This is a genomic window from Pantoea sp. RG18 (assembly GCF_025910075.1).
Lineage (GTDB): Bacteria > Pseudomonadota > Gammaproteobacteria > Enterobacterales > Enterobacteriaceae > Pantoea > Pantoea agglomerans.
The window spans coordinates 132560-148346 of record NZ_JAPCIL010000007.1 but is presented as its reverse complement, the minus strand read 5'-3'; the positions used below and the strand labels follow the sequence as shown (position 1 = coordinate 148346).

Annotated in this window: 18 protein-coding genes; 6 read left to right on the top strand and 12 right to left on the bottom strand. The window is 56.4% G+C overall.

The window, feature by feature from the left end:
• The first annotated feature begins 95 nt into the window (after positions 1 to 95).
• The 6 genes from OK409_RS09275 to tatE all read left to right on the top strand — a co-directional run bounded on the left by OK409_RS09275 (position 96) and on the right by tatE (position 4766).
• Positions 96 to 1064 (top strand): ABC transporter substrate-binding protein, encoded by a 969-nt coding sequence (locus OK409_RS09275; protein ID WP_033756873.1) that lies wholly within the window; start codon positions 96 to 98, stop codon positions 1062 to 1064.
• Positions 1064 to 1852 carry a deaminated glutathione amidase gene (locus tag OK409_RS09270; RefSeq protein ID WP_187512307.1) on the top strand — a complete coding sequence of 263 codons (789 nt, stop codon included), beginning with the start codon at positions 1064 to 1066 and terminating at the stop codon, positions 1850 to 1852. Before OK409_RS09275 ends, OK409_RS09270 begins: the two co-directional genes overlap by 1 nt.
• A 22-nt stretch (positions 1853 to 1874) precedes the next feature.
• A complete protein-coding gene (locus OK409_RS09265; protein ID WP_264366998.1) occupies positions 1875 to 2762 on the top strand; it encodes an ABC transporter substrate-binding protein in 888 nt (295 codons plus the stop codon).
• Complete coding sequence (locus OK409_RS09260) at positions 2759 to 3703, top strand: amino acid ABC transporter permease (RefSeq protein ID WP_159227176.1); 945 nt, start codon at positions 2759 to 2761, stop codon at positions 3701 to 3703. The genes OK409_RS09265 and OK409_RS09260 overlap by 4 nt, the downstream gene beginning before the upstream one ends.
• A complete protein-coding gene (locus tag OK409_RS09255; protein WP_010258981.1) occupies positions 3700 to 4470 on the top strand; it encodes an amino acid ABC transporter ATP-binding protein in 771 nt (256 codons plus the stop codon). The genes OK409_RS09260 and OK409_RS09255 overlap by 4 nt, the downstream gene beginning before the upstream one ends.
• A gap of 92 nt (positions 4471 to 4562) precedes the next feature.
• Positions 4563 to 4766 (top strand): twin-arginine translocase subunit TatE, encoded by a 204-nt coding sequence (tatE, locus tag OK409_RS09250; RefSeq protein WP_010671272.1) that lies wholly within the window; start codon positions 4563 to 4565, stop codon positions 4764 to 4766.
• Positions 4767 to 4878: 112 nt separating this feature from the next.
• Here tatE and lipA read toward each other — a convergent pair whose 3' ends face one another.
• The 12 genes from lipA to lptE form a co-directional block, all read right to left on the bottom strand.
• Positions 4879 to 5844: a lipoyl synthase gene (lipA, locus tag OK409_RS09245; RefSeq protein WP_010258979.1), complete on the bottom strand. Its 966-nt coding sequence runs from the start codon at positions 5842 to 5844 to the stop codon at positions 4879 to 4881.
• A gap of 169 nt (positions 5845 to 6013) precedes the next feature.
• On the bottom strand, positions 6014 to 6673 hold the full coding sequence (lipB, locus tag OK409_RS09240) for a lipoyl(octanoyl) transferase LipB (RefSeq protein WP_029519432.1): 660 nt from the start codon (positions 6671 to 6673) through the stop codon (positions 6014 to 6016).
• An 80-nt stretch (positions 6674 to 6753) separates the two neighbouring features.
• Positions 6754 to 7017, bottom strand: coding sequence for a DUF493 family protein YbeD (gene ybeD / locus OK409_RS09235; RefSeq protein ID WP_003854030.1), 264 nt, complete (start codon positions 7015 to 7017; stop codon positions 6754 to 6756).
• A 100-nt stretch (positions 7018 to 7117) separates the two neighbouring features.
• Positions 7118 to 8329 carry a D-alanyl-D-alanine carboxypeptidase DacA gene (gene dacA / locus OK409_RS09230; RefSeq protein ID WP_010258977.1) on the bottom strand — a complete coding sequence of 404 codons (1212 nt, stop codon included), beginning with the start codon at positions 8327 to 8329 and terminating at the stop codon, positions 7118 to 7120.
• Between the two features lie 131 nt (positions 8330 to 8460).
• Positions 8461 to 9558, bottom strand: coding sequence for an endolytic peptidoglycan transglycosylase RlpA (gene rlpA / locus OK409_RS09225; RefSeq protein ID WP_010671273.1), 1098 nt, complete (start codon positions 9556 to 9558; stop codon positions 8461 to 8463).
• A gap of 10 nt (positions 9559 to 9568) precedes the next feature.
• Positions 9569 to 10681 (bottom strand): peptidoglycan glycosyltransferase MrdB, encoded by a 1113-nt coding sequence (gene mrdB, locus OK409_RS09220; protein ID WP_010258973.1) that lies wholly within the window; start codon positions 10679 to 10681, stop codon positions 9569 to 9571.
• 8 nt (positions 10682 to 10689) lie between these two features.
• Complete coding sequence (mrdA, locus tag OK409_RS09215; protein ID WP_010258971.1) at positions 10690 to 12594, bottom strand: peptidoglycan DD-transpeptidase MrdA; 1905 nt, start codon at positions 12592 to 12594, stop codon at positions 10690 to 10692.
• 34 nt (positions 12595 to 12628) lie between these two features.
• On the bottom strand, positions 12629 to 13099 hold the full coding sequence (rlmH, locus tag OK409_RS09210; RefSeq protein WP_010258969.1) for a 23S rRNA (pseudouridine(1915)-N(3))-methyltransferase RlmH: 471 nt from the start codon (positions 13097 to 13099) through the stop codon (positions 12629 to 12631).
• Between the two features lie 3 nt (positions 13100 to 13102).
• A complete protein-coding gene (rsfS, locus tag OK409_RS09205; RefSeq protein WP_010258968.1) occupies positions 13103 to 13420 on the bottom strand; it encodes a ribosome silencing factor in 318 nt (105 codons plus the stop codon).
• A 92-nt stretch (positions 13421 to 13512) separates the two neighbouring features.
• A complete protein-coding gene (gene nadD, locus OK409_RS09200) occupies positions 13513 to 14157 on the bottom strand; it encodes a nicotinate-nucleotide adenylyltransferase (protein WP_264366997.1) in 645 nt (214 codons plus the stop codon).
• On the bottom strand, positions 14150 to 15181 hold the full coding sequence (gene holA / locus OK409_RS09195; protein ID WP_010258966.1) for a DNA polymerase III subunit delta: 1032 nt from the start codon (positions 15179 to 15181) through the stop codon (positions 14150 to 14152). The genes nadD and holA overlap by 8 nt, the downstream gene beginning before the upstream one ends.
• A complete protein-coding gene (lptE, locus tag OK409_RS09190) occupies positions 15178 to 15777 on the bottom strand; it encodes an LPS assembly lipoprotein LptE (RefSeq protein WP_010258965.1) in 600 nt (199 codons plus the stop codon). The genes holA and lptE overlap by 4 nt, the downstream gene beginning before the upstream one ends.
• Positions 15778 to 15787 lie beyond the last annotated feature (10 nt).

Genomic DNA, 15787 nt, shown 5'->3' with positions numbered 1-15787 from the left:
ATTAATGATTGTTCAGGTAAGTATTCCGGATCTAGTATCAAATTCAAGCACTATTTTATGCCCCGTCCCGACGGTGCAGCGTAAACGGAGAGATCATGGCAAGGCTACTCATCAGACTGGCGGTACGCGACTGGGACTACTTTACCCCGCTGGCGCTGGGCGATATCAGACCAGAAGGTTTTGAACTGCAGATCGACCGCGTCGGCACACTTGTGAATGATCTGGCGACCAGCCCCGACTATGACGCGGGCGAAGTCTCCTTCAGCCGCTATGCTCAGGGCCGGGCCAGAGGAGACGAAACACTGCTTGGCCTGCCACACTTCCTGATGCGCGGCTTCCGCCAGCGCTGCATTATCACCACCAGCAGCAGCCCCATCACCACGCCTGCGCAGCTGAAAGGTAAGAGAATCGGCGTCACCGGCTGGCAGGATTCGGGCAATACCTGGACACGCACGGTGCTGCGTGAAGCAGGCGTCGAAATCGATGATGTGTTCTGGTATGCCGGTCGTCTTACTGCCGATCATCCGATTGTCGATCGGCTGGCGGGATTTGGCCGCCCGGGCCGCATTGAACCCGCGCCTGACGAACGACCGCTGATAGAGATGCTGCAGGCGGGTGAGCTGGATGCCATCTTCACGCCATTTATGCCGGAGGGCTTTTTCCTGCCTGGTTCGGGATTACGTCAGCTGCAGACCGATTTTTATCAGGCGGAGCGGGACTACTTTAATCGTGTCGGCTATGTGCCGGGCATCCACATTCTGGCGCTGAAACCGGCACTGGCGGCGGCGCATCCGTGGCTGCCTGCGGCGTTAAGTGAGGTCATCGATCGCTCTTACCGGCTGTGGATGCAGAAAAGAGAGAAATATGCCGACACCACGCCGTGGCTGCTGGACGATTTGCGACGCACTGCGCAGGAATTGCCCGCTGACTGGAATCAGAATGGATTTAGCGTTAACAGAAAGATGATTGCGGACTTTGGTCGCGAGCTCTATGAGCAAGGGCTGACTCACCAGGTACTGACGCCGGAAGCAATGTTTCCGGCCGCTGCGGGAGAAGAGAAATGATGAAAGTAGCACTGGGACAATTTGCGGTGAGCCGCGAATGGCAGGAGAACGCCAGTATCTGTCTGGACTTAATGCAGCGGGCGACAGAAGGTGGCGCCGATCTGCTGGTACTGCCGGAAGGGGTGCTGGCACGTGATATAGCCGACCCCGATTTAGTGCTGAAGGCGGCGCAGCCGCTGGATGGCCCTTTTCTGAGCCAGCTGCTGGCCGCCAGCAAGCAGACTGCGCTGACCACCATGATGAGCATTCACGTTCCCACCGGGGAGCAGAAAGCGCTCAACGTACTGGTAGCGATCCGCAACGGTGAGATCATCGCCGCCTATGAAAAATTGCATCTGTACGATGCCTTTGCGATGCAGGAGTCGCAGCGGGTCAATCCCGGCCACGTCATTCCGCCGCTGATTGAGGTCGCGGGTATGAAAGTCGGATTAATGACCTGCTATGACGTGCGCTTCCCGGAGCTGGCGCGTCGGCTGGTACTGGATGGTGCAGAGGTGCTGGTGCTGCCTGCCGCCTGGGTTAAAGGTCCGCTGAAAGAGATGCACTGGGAACTGCTGACCCGTGCCCGCGCGCTGGAAAATACCTGCTATATGGTGGCGGTGGGGGAGTGCGGCCCGCGCAATATCGGCAACAGCCTGGTGGTCGATCCGCTGGGCGTAGCGGTGGCGAATGCGGCGGAATCGCCGGCGCTGCTGTTTGCCGATCTCGATCCTGAGCGCGTCGCCTATGCCCGCCGGGTGCTGCCGGTACTGGAAAACCGGCGCTTTGCCCGTCCCGAACTCAACTGATCCGCTGAACCAGGAATCCATTATGACGAAGAGAGCAACCGCCTTAATCGTGGCGCTGGGGCTGACTGCATCCCTGGCGCAGGCTGCCGACGCTATTCCGGTGCAAAAAGTTGACCAGGCCCTGCATGACAGGCTGCCGGATAAGATCAAAAAATCGGGCAAAATGATTTCAGTGAATAACGGTTCATTTCCGCCCTATGAAATTGTGAATGGCCCGCACTCAATGGAGGGCGCGTCGGCGGAGTTAACGACTGCGCTGGCACAACTGCTGGGTGTGAAGATCGAGCATGCGACGGTGAGTGGTTTATCAGGCGTACTCACCGGCATCAATGCGGGTCGTTATCAGCTGGCGATTGGGCCGATTGGTGATTATCCGGACCGCCAGCAGAAAGTGGATTTCATCGATTTTGTGCAGGAGTTTGTGGTGTTTGGCGTGCAGAAGGGCAATCCGGCCAGAATCAATCAGCTGGACGACACCTGCGGCAAGCGCATTGCCGTTATGGCCGCTGGCTCTGCGGAACAGGTTATCCGTAAGCAGTCAGACCGGTGTGTGGCCGACGGGAAACCGGCCGTGACGGTGCAGGCCTTTACCGATCAGCCTTCGTCAATTCTGGCGGTGCGCTCTAAACGCTCCGATGCGTTCTTCTCATCACAGGCGCCGCTGACTTACTTTGTTAATCAGGCGAAAGGGCAGCTTGAGCTAGCGGGCAAAGGGCAGAAAAACGGCTTTGGCGATATTTTCCAGGGCACGGTGGTGCCGAAAGGCTCGCCGCTGGGTCAGGTGGTGCTGGATGCCTACAAAGAGCTGTATCAGAACGGGACGTATGCGGCCATCATGAAAAAGTGGCAGCTTGAGGGCAACATGACCACCGCACCCGGACTGAATCTGGCGAAAGAGGCCAGCAAATGAGCCCGCCGCGCCATCTGCACAGCGGTGACAGAGGCGAGGCACAGCTGCGCGACGTGGCGTTCGCTCGCAGCGCGCCCACTTACGGACGCTGGATCAGCTGGATTTTAGTGCTGGTGATCGGCACCAATCTATTGTGGCTGGTGGCGACCAACCCTAATTTTGAATGGCAGGTGGTACTCAAGTGGTTTACCGAAGGATCTGTGCTCAAAGGGTTGCAGGTCACTCTGGGGCTGACAGTGGTGTCGATGGTACTCGGCACGCTGCTCGGTCTGCTGCTGGGCGTCTGGCGGCTCTCTGAGAACCGGTTGCTGCGCGGCGTTGCCGGACTCTATATCTGGTTCTTTCGTGGCACGCCGCTGCTGGTACAGCTGATCTTCTGGTACAACCTTTCTACGCTGTTTCCGGCGCTGTCGCTGACGCTGCCGTGGACCGATATCACGCTGGCCAGCTGGAACACCAACGATCTGATCACCCCACTGACAGCCGCTATTGCCGGGCTGGCGCTGAATGAAGCGGCCTATATGGCGGAAATTATTCGCGCCGGTCTGCTGTCGGTGGATAACGGTCAGGTAGAGACCACCCAGGCCTTTGGCATGAGTCGTTCACGGGCGCTGCGGCGCATTATTATTCCGCAGGCGATGCGGTCGATTATTCCGCCCACCGGCAACCAGCTGATCAGCATGATCAAGGCGACGTCGCTGGTCAGCGTGATCGCAATGGGCGATCTGCTCTATTCGGTGCAGGCGATCTACAACCGTACCTTCGAGATCATCCCGATGCTGATGGTGGCGGTGATCTGGTATCTGCTGATCACCTCGATCCTCAATCTGGGCCAGTCCGCCATCGAGCGTTACTACGCGCGTGGCACTCGTCGGGTGGCCAGCGCCCCCAGACGCGCCGCCGTCGCGGCTAACGTGCAACCCCAGCAGGAGGAACAATGAGTCAGCGTGAACCCCTGGTCTGCGCCCGCAACGTGCAGAAGAATTACGGCGACAATCAGGTTCTGAAAGGGATCGATCTGGATGTCTGGCCCGGTGAAGTAGTGGTGATCCTCGGGCCATCTGGTTCCGGTAAATCCACGTTTCTGCGCTGCATCAATCATCTTGAAGAGATGAACGCCGGATCGATTCGGGTCGGTGATGAGCAGATCGGGTATGTACTTAAAGGGCATGTGCTGCACCGGTTGTCGCCACGCCAGATCGCCCGTCAGCGCCAGAAAATTGGCATGGTGTTTCAGCAGTTCAATCTCTACCCCCATATGACCGTGCTGCAGAACATCACTGAAGCGCCCATCGGCGTGCATAAATTCCCGCGTCAGGAGGCTATGGCCCATGCCCGATCGCTGCTGGCGACGGTGGGGTTAAGCGATAAAGCGGACGCCTGGCCACGTCACCTCTCGGGCGGACAGCAACAGCGTGTGGCGATTGCGCGGGCGCTGGCGATCAAGCCGCAGCTGATGCTGTTTGATGAGCCGACCTCCGCGCTCGATCCGGAACTGGTGGGCGAAGTGCTGGCGACCATGCGTACCCTGGCCGACCAGGGATTAACGATGATCGTGGTGACTCATGAGATTAGCTTTGCGCGGGAAGCCGCCGATCGCGTGGTTTTTATGGATGGGGGGGTGGTGGTGGAGCAGGGCACGCCTGAAGAGGTGATCGCGAATCCACAGCATCCGCGCACCCAGGCGTTCCTTAGTCGCTTCATCTGAGATCTTACTCTGTTACAGATTCCAGTTGTCGCCGCAGGCAAACTGCGCGTAAATATCAGTCACCGTGATTCGATAAAGTTGAAAGGTTAAATATGGAAGGTATCAGTATTGCCAAGCTGCTGATTATCGGTGCGCTTATCGTACTGCTTTTTGGTACCAACAAGTTGCGCTCACTGGGTGGCGATCTGGGCTCCGCAATCAAGGGCTTTAAAAAAGCCATGAAAGATGAAGATACCAGCGCAACCCGAACTGCGGCTGAAGACGTGCCGGCAGAACGCGTCGTTCATAAAGATTAATCGGTTATTTGCTGCAAATAACTGTTACTTTTTATTTCAGGCACAGATAAAAAAACCAGACTGTTTCCAGTCTGGTTTTTTGTTTTTCGGGCTTCCTGAAGCAAAAGCGTGCTTATTTCACTTCTTCGCCTTTGGCCTGCATATCCGCATGATAGGAAGAGCGGACAAACGGACCGCACGCGGCATGGGTAAAGCCCATCGCCATCGCTTCTTCTTTCATCTCATCGAACTCAGCCGGGCTGACGTAGCGCTGAACCGGCAGGTGGTGGCGGCTCGGCTGCAGATACTGGCCCAGCGTCAGCATGGTGACACCATGGCGACGCAGATCGCGCATCACCTCAACGATTTCGGCATTGGTTTCGCCCAGGCCCACCATCAGACCCGATTTTGTCGGGATGTGAGGATGCGCCTCTTTGAAACGTTCAAGTAGCTTCAGTGACCACTCGTAGTTCGCGCCCGGACGCACCTGGCGGTAGACGCGCGGTACGTTTTCCAGATTGTGGTTAAACACATCCGGTGGCGTCGCGGTGAGAATCTCCAGCGCGCGATCCATACGGCCACGGAAGTCCGGCACCAGCGTTTCGATTTTGATCGTCGGATTTTTTTCGCGAATCGCGCTGATGCAGTCGGCAAAGTGCTGTGCGCCACCATCACGCAAATCATCGCGGTCAACCGAGGTGATCACCACGTAGCGCAGGCCCATATCGGCAATCGTCTGCGCCAGTTTAGCGGGTTCGTTAGCGTCAGGGGCATTGGGGCGGCCATGTGCCACATCGCAGAACGGACAACGACGGGTACAGATTGCGCCAAGGATCATAAAGGTGGCGGTGCCGTGGTTGAAGCATTCGGCGAGGTTAGGACAGGATGCCTCTTCACAGACTGAGTGCAGCCCGTTTTTACGCATCGCGGCCTTAATGCCCTGAATACGACTGGAGTCAGCTGGCAGCTTGATTTTCATCCATTCCGGCTTACGCAACATCTCCTGCCGTTCAACAGCCACGGTTTTCACCGGGATCAGCGCCATTTTGTCTGCGTCACGATATTTGACGCCGCGTTCCATCTGAATTGGTTTACTCATAAATCAGCAGGTTCCGGTCGGATTGCGATTTGAAAGCGTTCCCACTCAAACCGGGAAGGCTGCTTTCAACTTTATTTGAAAAAAGTGCAAAAATTATATCATCACATCGCCTGCGAAGCAGCCACAGTCAGCGCGGATAAGTTACATATTTGTAAATTCGCATTCTGCGTTAAGGTTTAACAGGGAGATCCCCTGAAATCCATTCAACATTTTCATAACCTGACAGCCGTGCAAACGCGCTGACCAGCGGAGAGTGTACCTGCTCCGTCGTCACCTCTGGCTGGAAATTTTTCAACTGGGTCATGCTCATGCCGGCGTAACCACAGGGATTAATACGCAGGAAGGGCGACAAATCCATGGCAACATTCAACGCCAGACCGTGAAACGAGCAGCCTTTACGGATGCGTAATCCCAGTGAACAGATCTTCTCTTCCCCGACGTAGACGCCAGGTGCATCAGCACGGGCGCGGGCGCTGACGCCAAACTCTGCAAGGGTGGCGATAACCGTCTCTTCCAGAATGGTCACCAGCTGGCGTACGCCGAGCTTACGGCGTTTTACATCGATCAGGACGTACATCACCTGCTGTCCTGGCCCGTGATAGGTGACCTGACCCCCACGGTCACTCTGCACCACCGGGATCTCGCCTGGCATCAGCAGATGCTCTGCTTTGCCCGCCTGCCCCTGAGTAAAGACCGGAGGATGTTCAACCAGCCAGATTTCATCACGACTCTGGTCGTTGCGCTGGTCGGTATAGTGATGCATGGCGTCGGAGACAGATTGCCAGTCGCGCAGACCTGACTGGCGGACAAGAAGAGTTTCAACTGACAAAACGATAGCCCGCTAAAGGAAATAACGCTGAGGATAACGTCGGCAAACCGTCAGGCAGAGGCGCCTTGCCGACCCGTAAATTACAGTACCATCCGCACAATTTCGATGTTGCCCAGCTCTTCGTACAGGCGTTCTACCTGCTCGATGTGGGTGGCGGTGATAGTGATGTTGACGGAGTGATAGTTGCCTTTGCTGCTCGGCTTAACTTCAGGGCTGTAGTCGCCTGGCGCATGGCGTTGCACCACTTCAACCACTTGATCAACCAGCTCCGGTTGTGCCAGACCCATTACTTTGTAGGTAAATGGGGTAGGAAATTCGAGCAGCTCATTCAGTTTGGTTTTCATATTAACTCCGGTGCATAAAAAACAGGCTCCCGCCTGAGCGGGAGCAACATAATATCGTGTAATGGGGGCGAAGGGGTGATTTTTCAATCACCCGCCACGCTTAACCGAACCAGTGATGGAACATCAGCTTGATGTAATCAACGATACGGCCAAAGAAACCTCCTTCAGAGATCTCGTTCAGTACCACCAGCGGACGCTGTTCGATAGTCTTGCCATCCAGCTGGAAGTTGATGCTGCCGACCACCTGATTTTTCTTCAGTGGTGCATGCAGTTCCGTGTTGGTCAGCACATAGCTGGCTTTCAGATCTTTCATGCGGCCACGTGGGATGGTCAGGTAAGCATCTTTTTCCACGCCAAGCTGCACACGGTCGTTATCGCCGAACCAGACTGGCTCAGAGGCGAACTCTTTGCCCGCTTTCAGTGGCGCCACGGTTTCAAAGAAACGGAAGCCCCAGGTCAGCAGTTTCTTACTCTCAGTTTCACGGCCTTTGTAGGTATGACCGCCCATGACTGCGGAGATCAGGCGCATCTGGCCTTCAGTCGCAGACGCCACCAGGTTATAGCCGGCTGAGTTAGTGTGACCGGTTTTGATGCCGTCCACATTCAGGTTGGTATCCCACAGCAGACCGTTACGGTTCATCTGACGGATATTGTTGAAGGTGAACTCTTTCTCTTTATAGACAGCATACTCTTCCGGCACGTCACGGATCAGCGCCTGACCGATCAACGCCATATCGCGCGCGGAGCTGTACTGACCTTCCGCGTCCAGACCATGAACAGTCTGGAAGTGGGTATTCTGCAGACCAATCGCTTTGACGTAGTTGTTCATCAGATTAACGAACGCATCCTGGCTGCCAGCGACATAGTCAGCCATTGCAACACAGGCGTCGTTACCGGACTGCAGCACAATCCCACGGGTCAGCTGAGAGACCGGCACGCGGTCGCCTGGCTTGAGGAACATCAGCGAGGAGCCTTTGAACACCGGGTTGCCGGTCGCCCAGGCATCCGGGCCGACGGTGACCATATCGTCCTGATGAATTTTACCCGCTTTAACGGCCTGACCAATGACATAGCTGGTCATCATCTTGGTCAGACTGGCAGGATCGCGGCGTGCATCGGCATTTTTCTCTGCCAGCACTTTGCCTGAGTTGTAGTCGATAAGGACGTACGCTTCGGCATCAATGTCCGGCACGCCCGGAATCATGGTCTTGAGATTGACGTCATCAGCAATAGCAGCATGGCTGAGAGAGAAAGCGATCAGTGATCCCACTGTCAGGCGTTTCAGCAAACGAGATGATTTCAGCGTGTTCATGTGTAGGACTACAACATCCGTGAGTTTGAGGTTGAAAATGTCACTCATCATACCCAATGCCAGATTAACTGGCACCGGGCGTGATGATTGGGTTGTTAGCAGACGTAACGTGCAGCTGTCTGATAAACGGTTCAGCGACGCGTGTTAGTAATAAATGAGGCGGCCTGGCCTTCACTGCTCAGGCGCTGTTGCAGCGCAGCCGCTTCGGCGCGGGAGGCGTAACCGCCGAGCTGAACGCGATACACATTGTTGCCCGCGTCTTCTACCTTACCGGGCACGCCATAACGCTGGCTCAGGCTTTTCATCATCTGCTGGGCACGCGCCGGGTCATTCAGCGCACCGACCTGCACTACATATCCATCGGCACCACCACTGCTGGCTGCAGGCGCGGCGCTGGCTGCTGCGGGAGCAGCATTGCTGACTGCCGGTGCGGAACTGGCGGGTGCGGCGGCTGGCGGTTCGTTACCTTCCAGTACGCCGGTCGCTAATGGCTGGGGTGCACCAAGAAAGCCGCTGCTCTGCACCGGCGCGCCCATGTTGTCACCGCTTTGCAGCGTACTGTTGCTGATGGCCTCAACATTTTGCGCAGGCGGCTCTGAGGGGGCTGCGCTGCCGCCGTTCATCACCGCGCCACCACTCAGGTCCGGACGGGCAGGCAGAGAGTAGCTCTGTTTTGCCACGACGGTCCCGATGGTGCCGGGGCCAGAGAGCGAACCATCTGGGGCGACCTTGATGTAATCAACCCGCACGCGCGAATTGTTGGAGATGTTCAGGCGGTCACCGGCAGCCCGCGACAGGTCGATAATGCGTCCTGGCGTGTAAGGGCCCCGATCGTTAACGCGCACCACAATCTGACGGCCATTCGCGATATTGGTCACGCGCACATAGCTCGGCAGCGGCAGAGTAGGGTGGGCCGCGGTCAGTGCATCAGGATCGTAGGCTTCGCCGGTAGCGGTGCGGTTGCCCTGCGCCTCTTCGCCGTACCAGGTGGCGAGGCCGACTTCACTGTAGTTCGACGGATCTTTGATGACGCGATAATTTTTGCCGTTCACGCTGTAATCCTGGCTGGTGCCTGGATTGATCGGCTCATAACGTGGCTCAACGCCTGGAATCTCAACAACCGGTCCATTGTAAGCCGGTTGCGGCGGCGCCGTATTTTGGGGTTCCGGCGTGGTACAGGCCGCCAGAACCAGTGATGCCAGTGCAACGCCAAGCCATTCCTTACGCATCTGCAGCCTCTTAGACACTTTTAGATAACATTTTTCGGTGAGTGTGGATCGACATCACAATGCCAAATCCCGCCATGAGCACGATAAGCGCGGAGCCGCCATAACTGACCAGCGGCAGCGGCACGCCAACTACCGGTAAGATACCACTAACCATGCCAATGTTAACGAAAACATAAACGAATAAAATCAGCATTAAACCGCCCGCCATTACCCGGCCAAAGGTGGTCTGCGCCCGTGCTGCCACCACCAATCCCCGCATGATCAGCAGCAGATAAAGGGCCAGCAGCAGCAGCACGCCAACCAGGCCTAACTCTTCGGCCAGAACCGCAAAGATAAAGTCAGTATGACGTTCCGGCAAAAACTCCAGCTGAGACTGGGTGCCCTGCAGCCAGCCTTTACCGCGCAGACCTCCTGAGCCAATAGCAATTTTCGACTGGATAATGTGATAACCCGCTCCCAGCGGATCTGTTTCCGGGTCGAGCAGCATCATCACGCGGTCACGCTGATAATCGTGCATCAGGAAAAACCACAAAATCGGGATAAAGGCGGCGACCAGCAACACGGCTACGCCAATCAGTTTCCAGCTCATACCCGAGAGGAACAACACAAACAAGCCGGAGGCGGCAATCAGAATCGAGGTGCCGAGATCGGGCTGTGCCGCCACCAGCAGGGTGGGCAGGAAGATCAGAATCAGCGCAATGCCGGTATTTTTCAGCGTTGGCGGACAGACATCGCGGTTAATAAAGCGCGCCACCATCAAAGGCACTGCTATCTTGGCAATCTCAGAGGGCTGAAAACGCACAAAGCCGAGATCGAGCCAGCGTTGAGCGCCTTTACTGATCTGCCCAAAGGCATCCACCGCCACCAGCAGAATGACACAGACAATATAAAGATAGGGCGCCCAGCCTTCATAGACGCGCGGCGGTACCTGCGCCAGCACAATCATGATGACCAGCCCCATCGCAATCTGACCGAGTTTACGCTCCATCATGCCGGGGTCCTGACCACTGGCGCTCCAGATCACCACAGCGCTGTAGGTCAGCAGGCCGAGAATGATCAGCATAAACAGCGGATCGATGTGGATGCGCATCCAGATCGAACGTTTCTGCGGACTATCTTGCATCGACATGTTTATTCACCTTCATAACCGGGCGGCACAGGAGCGGCGTCCGGCAGGACTGTATTGTTATCACCCAACATAATGTGATCCAGAATCTGGCGCATGACGGTGCCGACAGCCGGACCGGCGCCACCATTTTCCAGGATAATGGTCACGGCGACCCGAGGTTTGTCATAAGGGGCAAACGCGGTCATTAATTTATGGTCGCGTAATCGTTCAGCAATTTTATGGGCGTTATAGGTTTCGTTCTCTTTCAGGCCAAAGACCTGAGCCGTACCGGACTTAGCGGCGATTTTATAGGGCGCATCGGCGAAGCTCTTGTGCGCGGTGCCGTTGGGCCGGTTCGCCACGCCATACATGCCATCTTTGGCAATTTCCCAGTAGCCGGAATGGATATCACCAATCGGGGCTTCAGGCGGCTGGCGATAGGGCACCAGGGTGCGGCCTTCGCGGGTGGCGCGCAGCATATGCGGCACCTTGACGACGCCGTCGTTGATCAGAATCATCATCGCTTTGTTCATCTGCAACGGCGTAGCGGTCCAGTAACCCTGTCCGATCCCCACCGGAATAGTATCGCCCTGATACCACGGCTTTTTAAAGCGTCTCTGTTTCCAGTCGCGGGTCGGCATGTTACCGGCGCTCTCCTGCGGTAAATCGATGCCGGTACGGCTGCCGTAACCAAATTTATTCATCCACTCCGACAGACGGTCGATGCCCATGTCATAGGCAACCTGATAGAAGAAGGTATCGGCAGACTCTTCCAGCGCTTTGGTGACGTTCAGACGTCCGTGGCCCCATTTTTTCCAGTCGCGGAAGCGTTTTTCTGAACCGGGAAGCTGCCACCAGCCGGGATCAAACAGGCTGGTATTACGGTTAATCACGCCAGCACTCAGGGCAGAGACCGCCACATAAGGTTTAACCGTCGAAGCCGGTGGATAGGCAGCCTGAATCGCACGGTTATAGAGCGGGCGGTTTTCATCTTCCAGCAGGCCGCGGTAATCCTTACTGGAAATACCGTCGACAAACATGTTGGCGTCATAGCTTGGCGTTGAGACCATGGCGAGGATTTCGCCGGTGCGCGGATCGCTGACCACGACGGCCGCGCGACTGCCCGCCAGCAGGGTCTCGACATATTGCTGCAGTTTGAGATCGATAGTCAGATAGATATCACGGCCTGCCTGAGGGGACTCCTCATGCAGCTGGCGAATGACCCGGCCACGGTTGTTGACCTCAACCTCTTCAAAGCCGGTTTTGCCGTGCAGCAAATTTTCGTAATAGGCTTCAATGCCCAGCTTACCGATGTCGTGCGTCGCGGCGTAGTTAGGCCATATGCCCTCTTTGTCGAGGCGTGCAACGTCACGATCGTTGATTTTTGAGACGTAGCCGACCACATGCGTCAGCGTGGCACCGTAAGGGTAGTAGCGGCGCTGGTAACCTTTAACTTCCACGCCGGGGAAGCGGTACTGATTGACCGCAAAGCGCGCGACCTGCACGTCATTCAGACCAGTTTTAACCGGGATAGAGGTGAACCGACGCGAGCGTTTACGCTCTTTCTGGAAGTTTTCGAGGTCGTCGTCAGTCAGCTCAAGAATCGGGCGTAAGTTTTCCAGGGTCTGTTGCAGATTATCTACTTTTTCCGGAACCAGTTCTGCCTGATAGATGGTGCGGTTCAGCGCCAGCGGCGTGCCGGTACGATCGTAAATTATGCCGCGGCTGGGGGCCACAGGCACCAGTTTGATACGGTTCTGGTTGGAGCGGGTGCTGTAATCATCAAAGCGAAGGATCTGCAGGTGGTAAAGATTAACCACCAGTACTGAAGAGAGCAGTAAGATACCGACGAAGGCGATAAAGGCCCGACGTACAAAGAGTTTCTGTTCGGCGCTGTAATCGCGAAAGGCGTTGCTTTGTAATTTCATCCGCTACTTGTCATGTCTGATGTGGGCTGATCGGTCATTCACGATGATAAGGATGATTTGTCGTTATGCTCCAGGCCCGATACAGACTTTCGGCTACCAGCACGCGCACCAGCGGATGGGGCAACGTCAATGCTGACAGTGACCAGCTCTGCTCTGCCGCCGCTTTACAGGCGGGGGCCAGGCCTTCAGGCCCGCCAATCAGCAGGCTGACATCGCGACCATCCAGCTTCCAGCGTTCAATCTGCTGTGCCAGCTGCGGGGTTTCCCACGGATGACCAGGAATATCCAGCGTAACGATGCGATTGCCTTTGCCGACCGCCGCTAACATCGCTTCACCCTCTTTTTCAAGGATGCGTTTGATATCAGCATTTTTACCGCGTTTACCTGCGGTCACTTCGGTCAGCTCAAGCGGCATATCTTTCGGGAAGCGGCGCAGATATTCCATAAAACCGGTCTGCACCCAGTCAGGCATTTTCGTGCCGACGGCAACAAGTTGCAGTTTCACCGATTAGCCCCAGAGTTTTTCCAGCTCATACAGCTGGCGACTCTCTTCCTGCATCACATGCACGATGACATCACCCAGATCGACCACGACCCAGTCTGCCGCGCTTTTACCTTCAATGCCTAATGGCATCAGGCCTGCTAAACGCGACTCCTGCTCTACGTGTTCTGCGATCGAAGTCACATGACGCGTGGAGGTGCCGGTGCAGATGATCATGAAATCGGTGATGCTGGATTTGCCCTGAACGTCGATGGTGACAATGTCCTGGCCTTTGAGATCATCAATCTTATCAATAACGAACTCTTGGAGTGCTTTACCTTGCAAAAGGTTCCCCTTGGAATCTGGTGGTAACGAGCCGGCTGTAAGCCCGGAGAGTGCAGCCAAAAAATTAAGCGGCGTAGTATAGCATGCCCGGATCAGTCGCGATATAAGCCTTCGCGGTCGATATAATCGATAACCGCAGCGGGCAACAGATCGTCGCAGGGCTGATTCTGGTGGCGACGGCGGCGAATTTCCGTGGCCGAAATGTCATAGAGAGGGGTGTCCGCCAGCCAGATATGGCCTGCGGGCTGCTGATGCAGCTGCCGGATATCCTGAGCGAGGTGTTGCTCAAGCCAGTGCTGCATGTCAGGCGAGTCGAACCGGGTCGGATAGCCGGGTCGCTGGCACACCAGCAGATGGCAGAGTGACAGCAGATCCTGCCAGCGATGCCATTTTGATAAGCTCAGCAATGAATCCTGACCAATAATAAATCCCAGCGGCTGCTCTGCACCGCGTTCGTTGCGCCAGGCTTCCAGAGTGGTCACGGTCCAGGACGGCGTGTCGCGTTCCAGCTCGCGGGTATCGATCTCAAACAGCGGCAGGTCGCGGATAGCGCAGCGCAGCATAGCAACCCGCTGGGCAGCGCTGGCTTCCGGTTGCGGACGATGCGGCGGCACATTGTTGGGCAGCAGCGTCACACGCTGCAGGCCGGTCTGTTGCGCCAGCGCTTCGACCGGGCGCAGATGGCCAAAATGAATCGGATCAAAGGTGCCGCCAAACAGTGCGTGTAACTCAGACATGGGCAAAGCTCGTCGGAAAAGCACGACTGCTGAGCAGCAGCGTCAGGGTCTGTAACTGCGGCCACACCGGCTGTCCATAATCCTGCTTCAGGGTGATCTCAATCTGACTCAGCAGATGAATGGCGCGTTGCAGACGCGTGGCATCCAGTCGTTGCAGCGCGTCGGTAAACAGCGCGCGGCGATTCTGCCAGATGCGCTGCTGATCCATCAGCGTACGCAGCGGCTGCGCTGTCTGGTGGCGTTGCAGATGCAGCAGCGTCAGCAGATCACGCTGCAGCGTACGCAGCAGTATCACCACTTCGCTCTCTTCTTTCTCCAGCTGATGCAGAATATGCAGGGCGCGGCGGCTTTTTCCCGCCAGCAGGGCATCCACCCAGTGGAAAGGAGTAAAATGCGCGGCATCACTGACCGCCTCTTCAACCCGGGGCAGTGTCAGCTTGCCATCGGGCCACTGCAGCGAAAGCCGCTCCAGCGCCTGCGCCAGCGCCAGCAGATTACCTTCATAGCAGTAACACAACAGCTGCACGGCCGCGTCATCCACCGATAATTTCAGCGCCTTAGCGCGATTAACGACCCAGCGTGGCAGTTGCGCCTGTTCAGGCGTCTGACAGGGCACCAGTACCGCAGAGGCGGACAACGCTTTAAACCAGGCGCTGTTTTCCTGCGCTTTGGTCAGCTTCGCCATCCGGCAGATCAGCAGAATATCGGCGTGCAGCAACTGCGACAGCTTAACCAGCTGTTCTGCCATCGCGGCGTTAGGGCCATTATCGGGGAATTGCAGCGTCATGGTCTGACGCTGAGCAAACAGGCTCAGTGACTGGCAACTGACGAACAGGCTCTCCCAGTCAGTCTGTGCATCCAGCGTAAAACTAAAATGTTCTTCGAATCCCTGCGCGGTTGCGGCGACGCGAATCGCATCTGAACTTTCCTGCAACAGCAGCGGTTCGTTACCGGCTAACAAATAACAGGCGCGCAGCCCCTCACGGAGCTGCGCGCTGAGTTGCTCAGGATAAATCCTGATCATTGCAGGCTGGTAGCAGAGGAAGTGGGCGCTTCCTGTGAACCCTGACCCGGCACCGGAATCACTGACGCCGGTAAGGTCTCTTTGCTGTTGATCTGCGCGGCGTGTACCGTCAGCAGTTTACGTACCAGCTGTTCAGCAGCACGCTGACGCATCTCCTGCGTAATCAGATCCTGCTCGGCATCTTTTGCCAGCGCAGCGTTAGGGTTATCGAAGAACGAGCGATAAACCGTGGTGCTGATAGGATAGATACCTTTGCCCGGCAGCAGCACCTGTGCGGTGAGGGTCATCACCAACTGATACTCGGCAGTGGTGCCGCTGATAAAGACCGAAGCCGTGTTACGGCCCGAGGATTCAGGCCCCAGGCGCAGCGTCGGAATATCGGTGCGATTCTGTTTGCTGTCTTCAACAATTTTGACATCGTTGATACGCAGCTGCTGACGCACAGTACGCGCCAGCGGCCCATAAGGATCGCCGGTTGAAACAATCAGGGTTTTCAGTTCGCTGGGCACCTGAGTGGTACCGCGCGGATGAAAACCACAGCCAGCGGTGATCACCACCGCCAGCATGACAAACAGCCTGATAATCGGATGTCGCACAGTTCCTCCT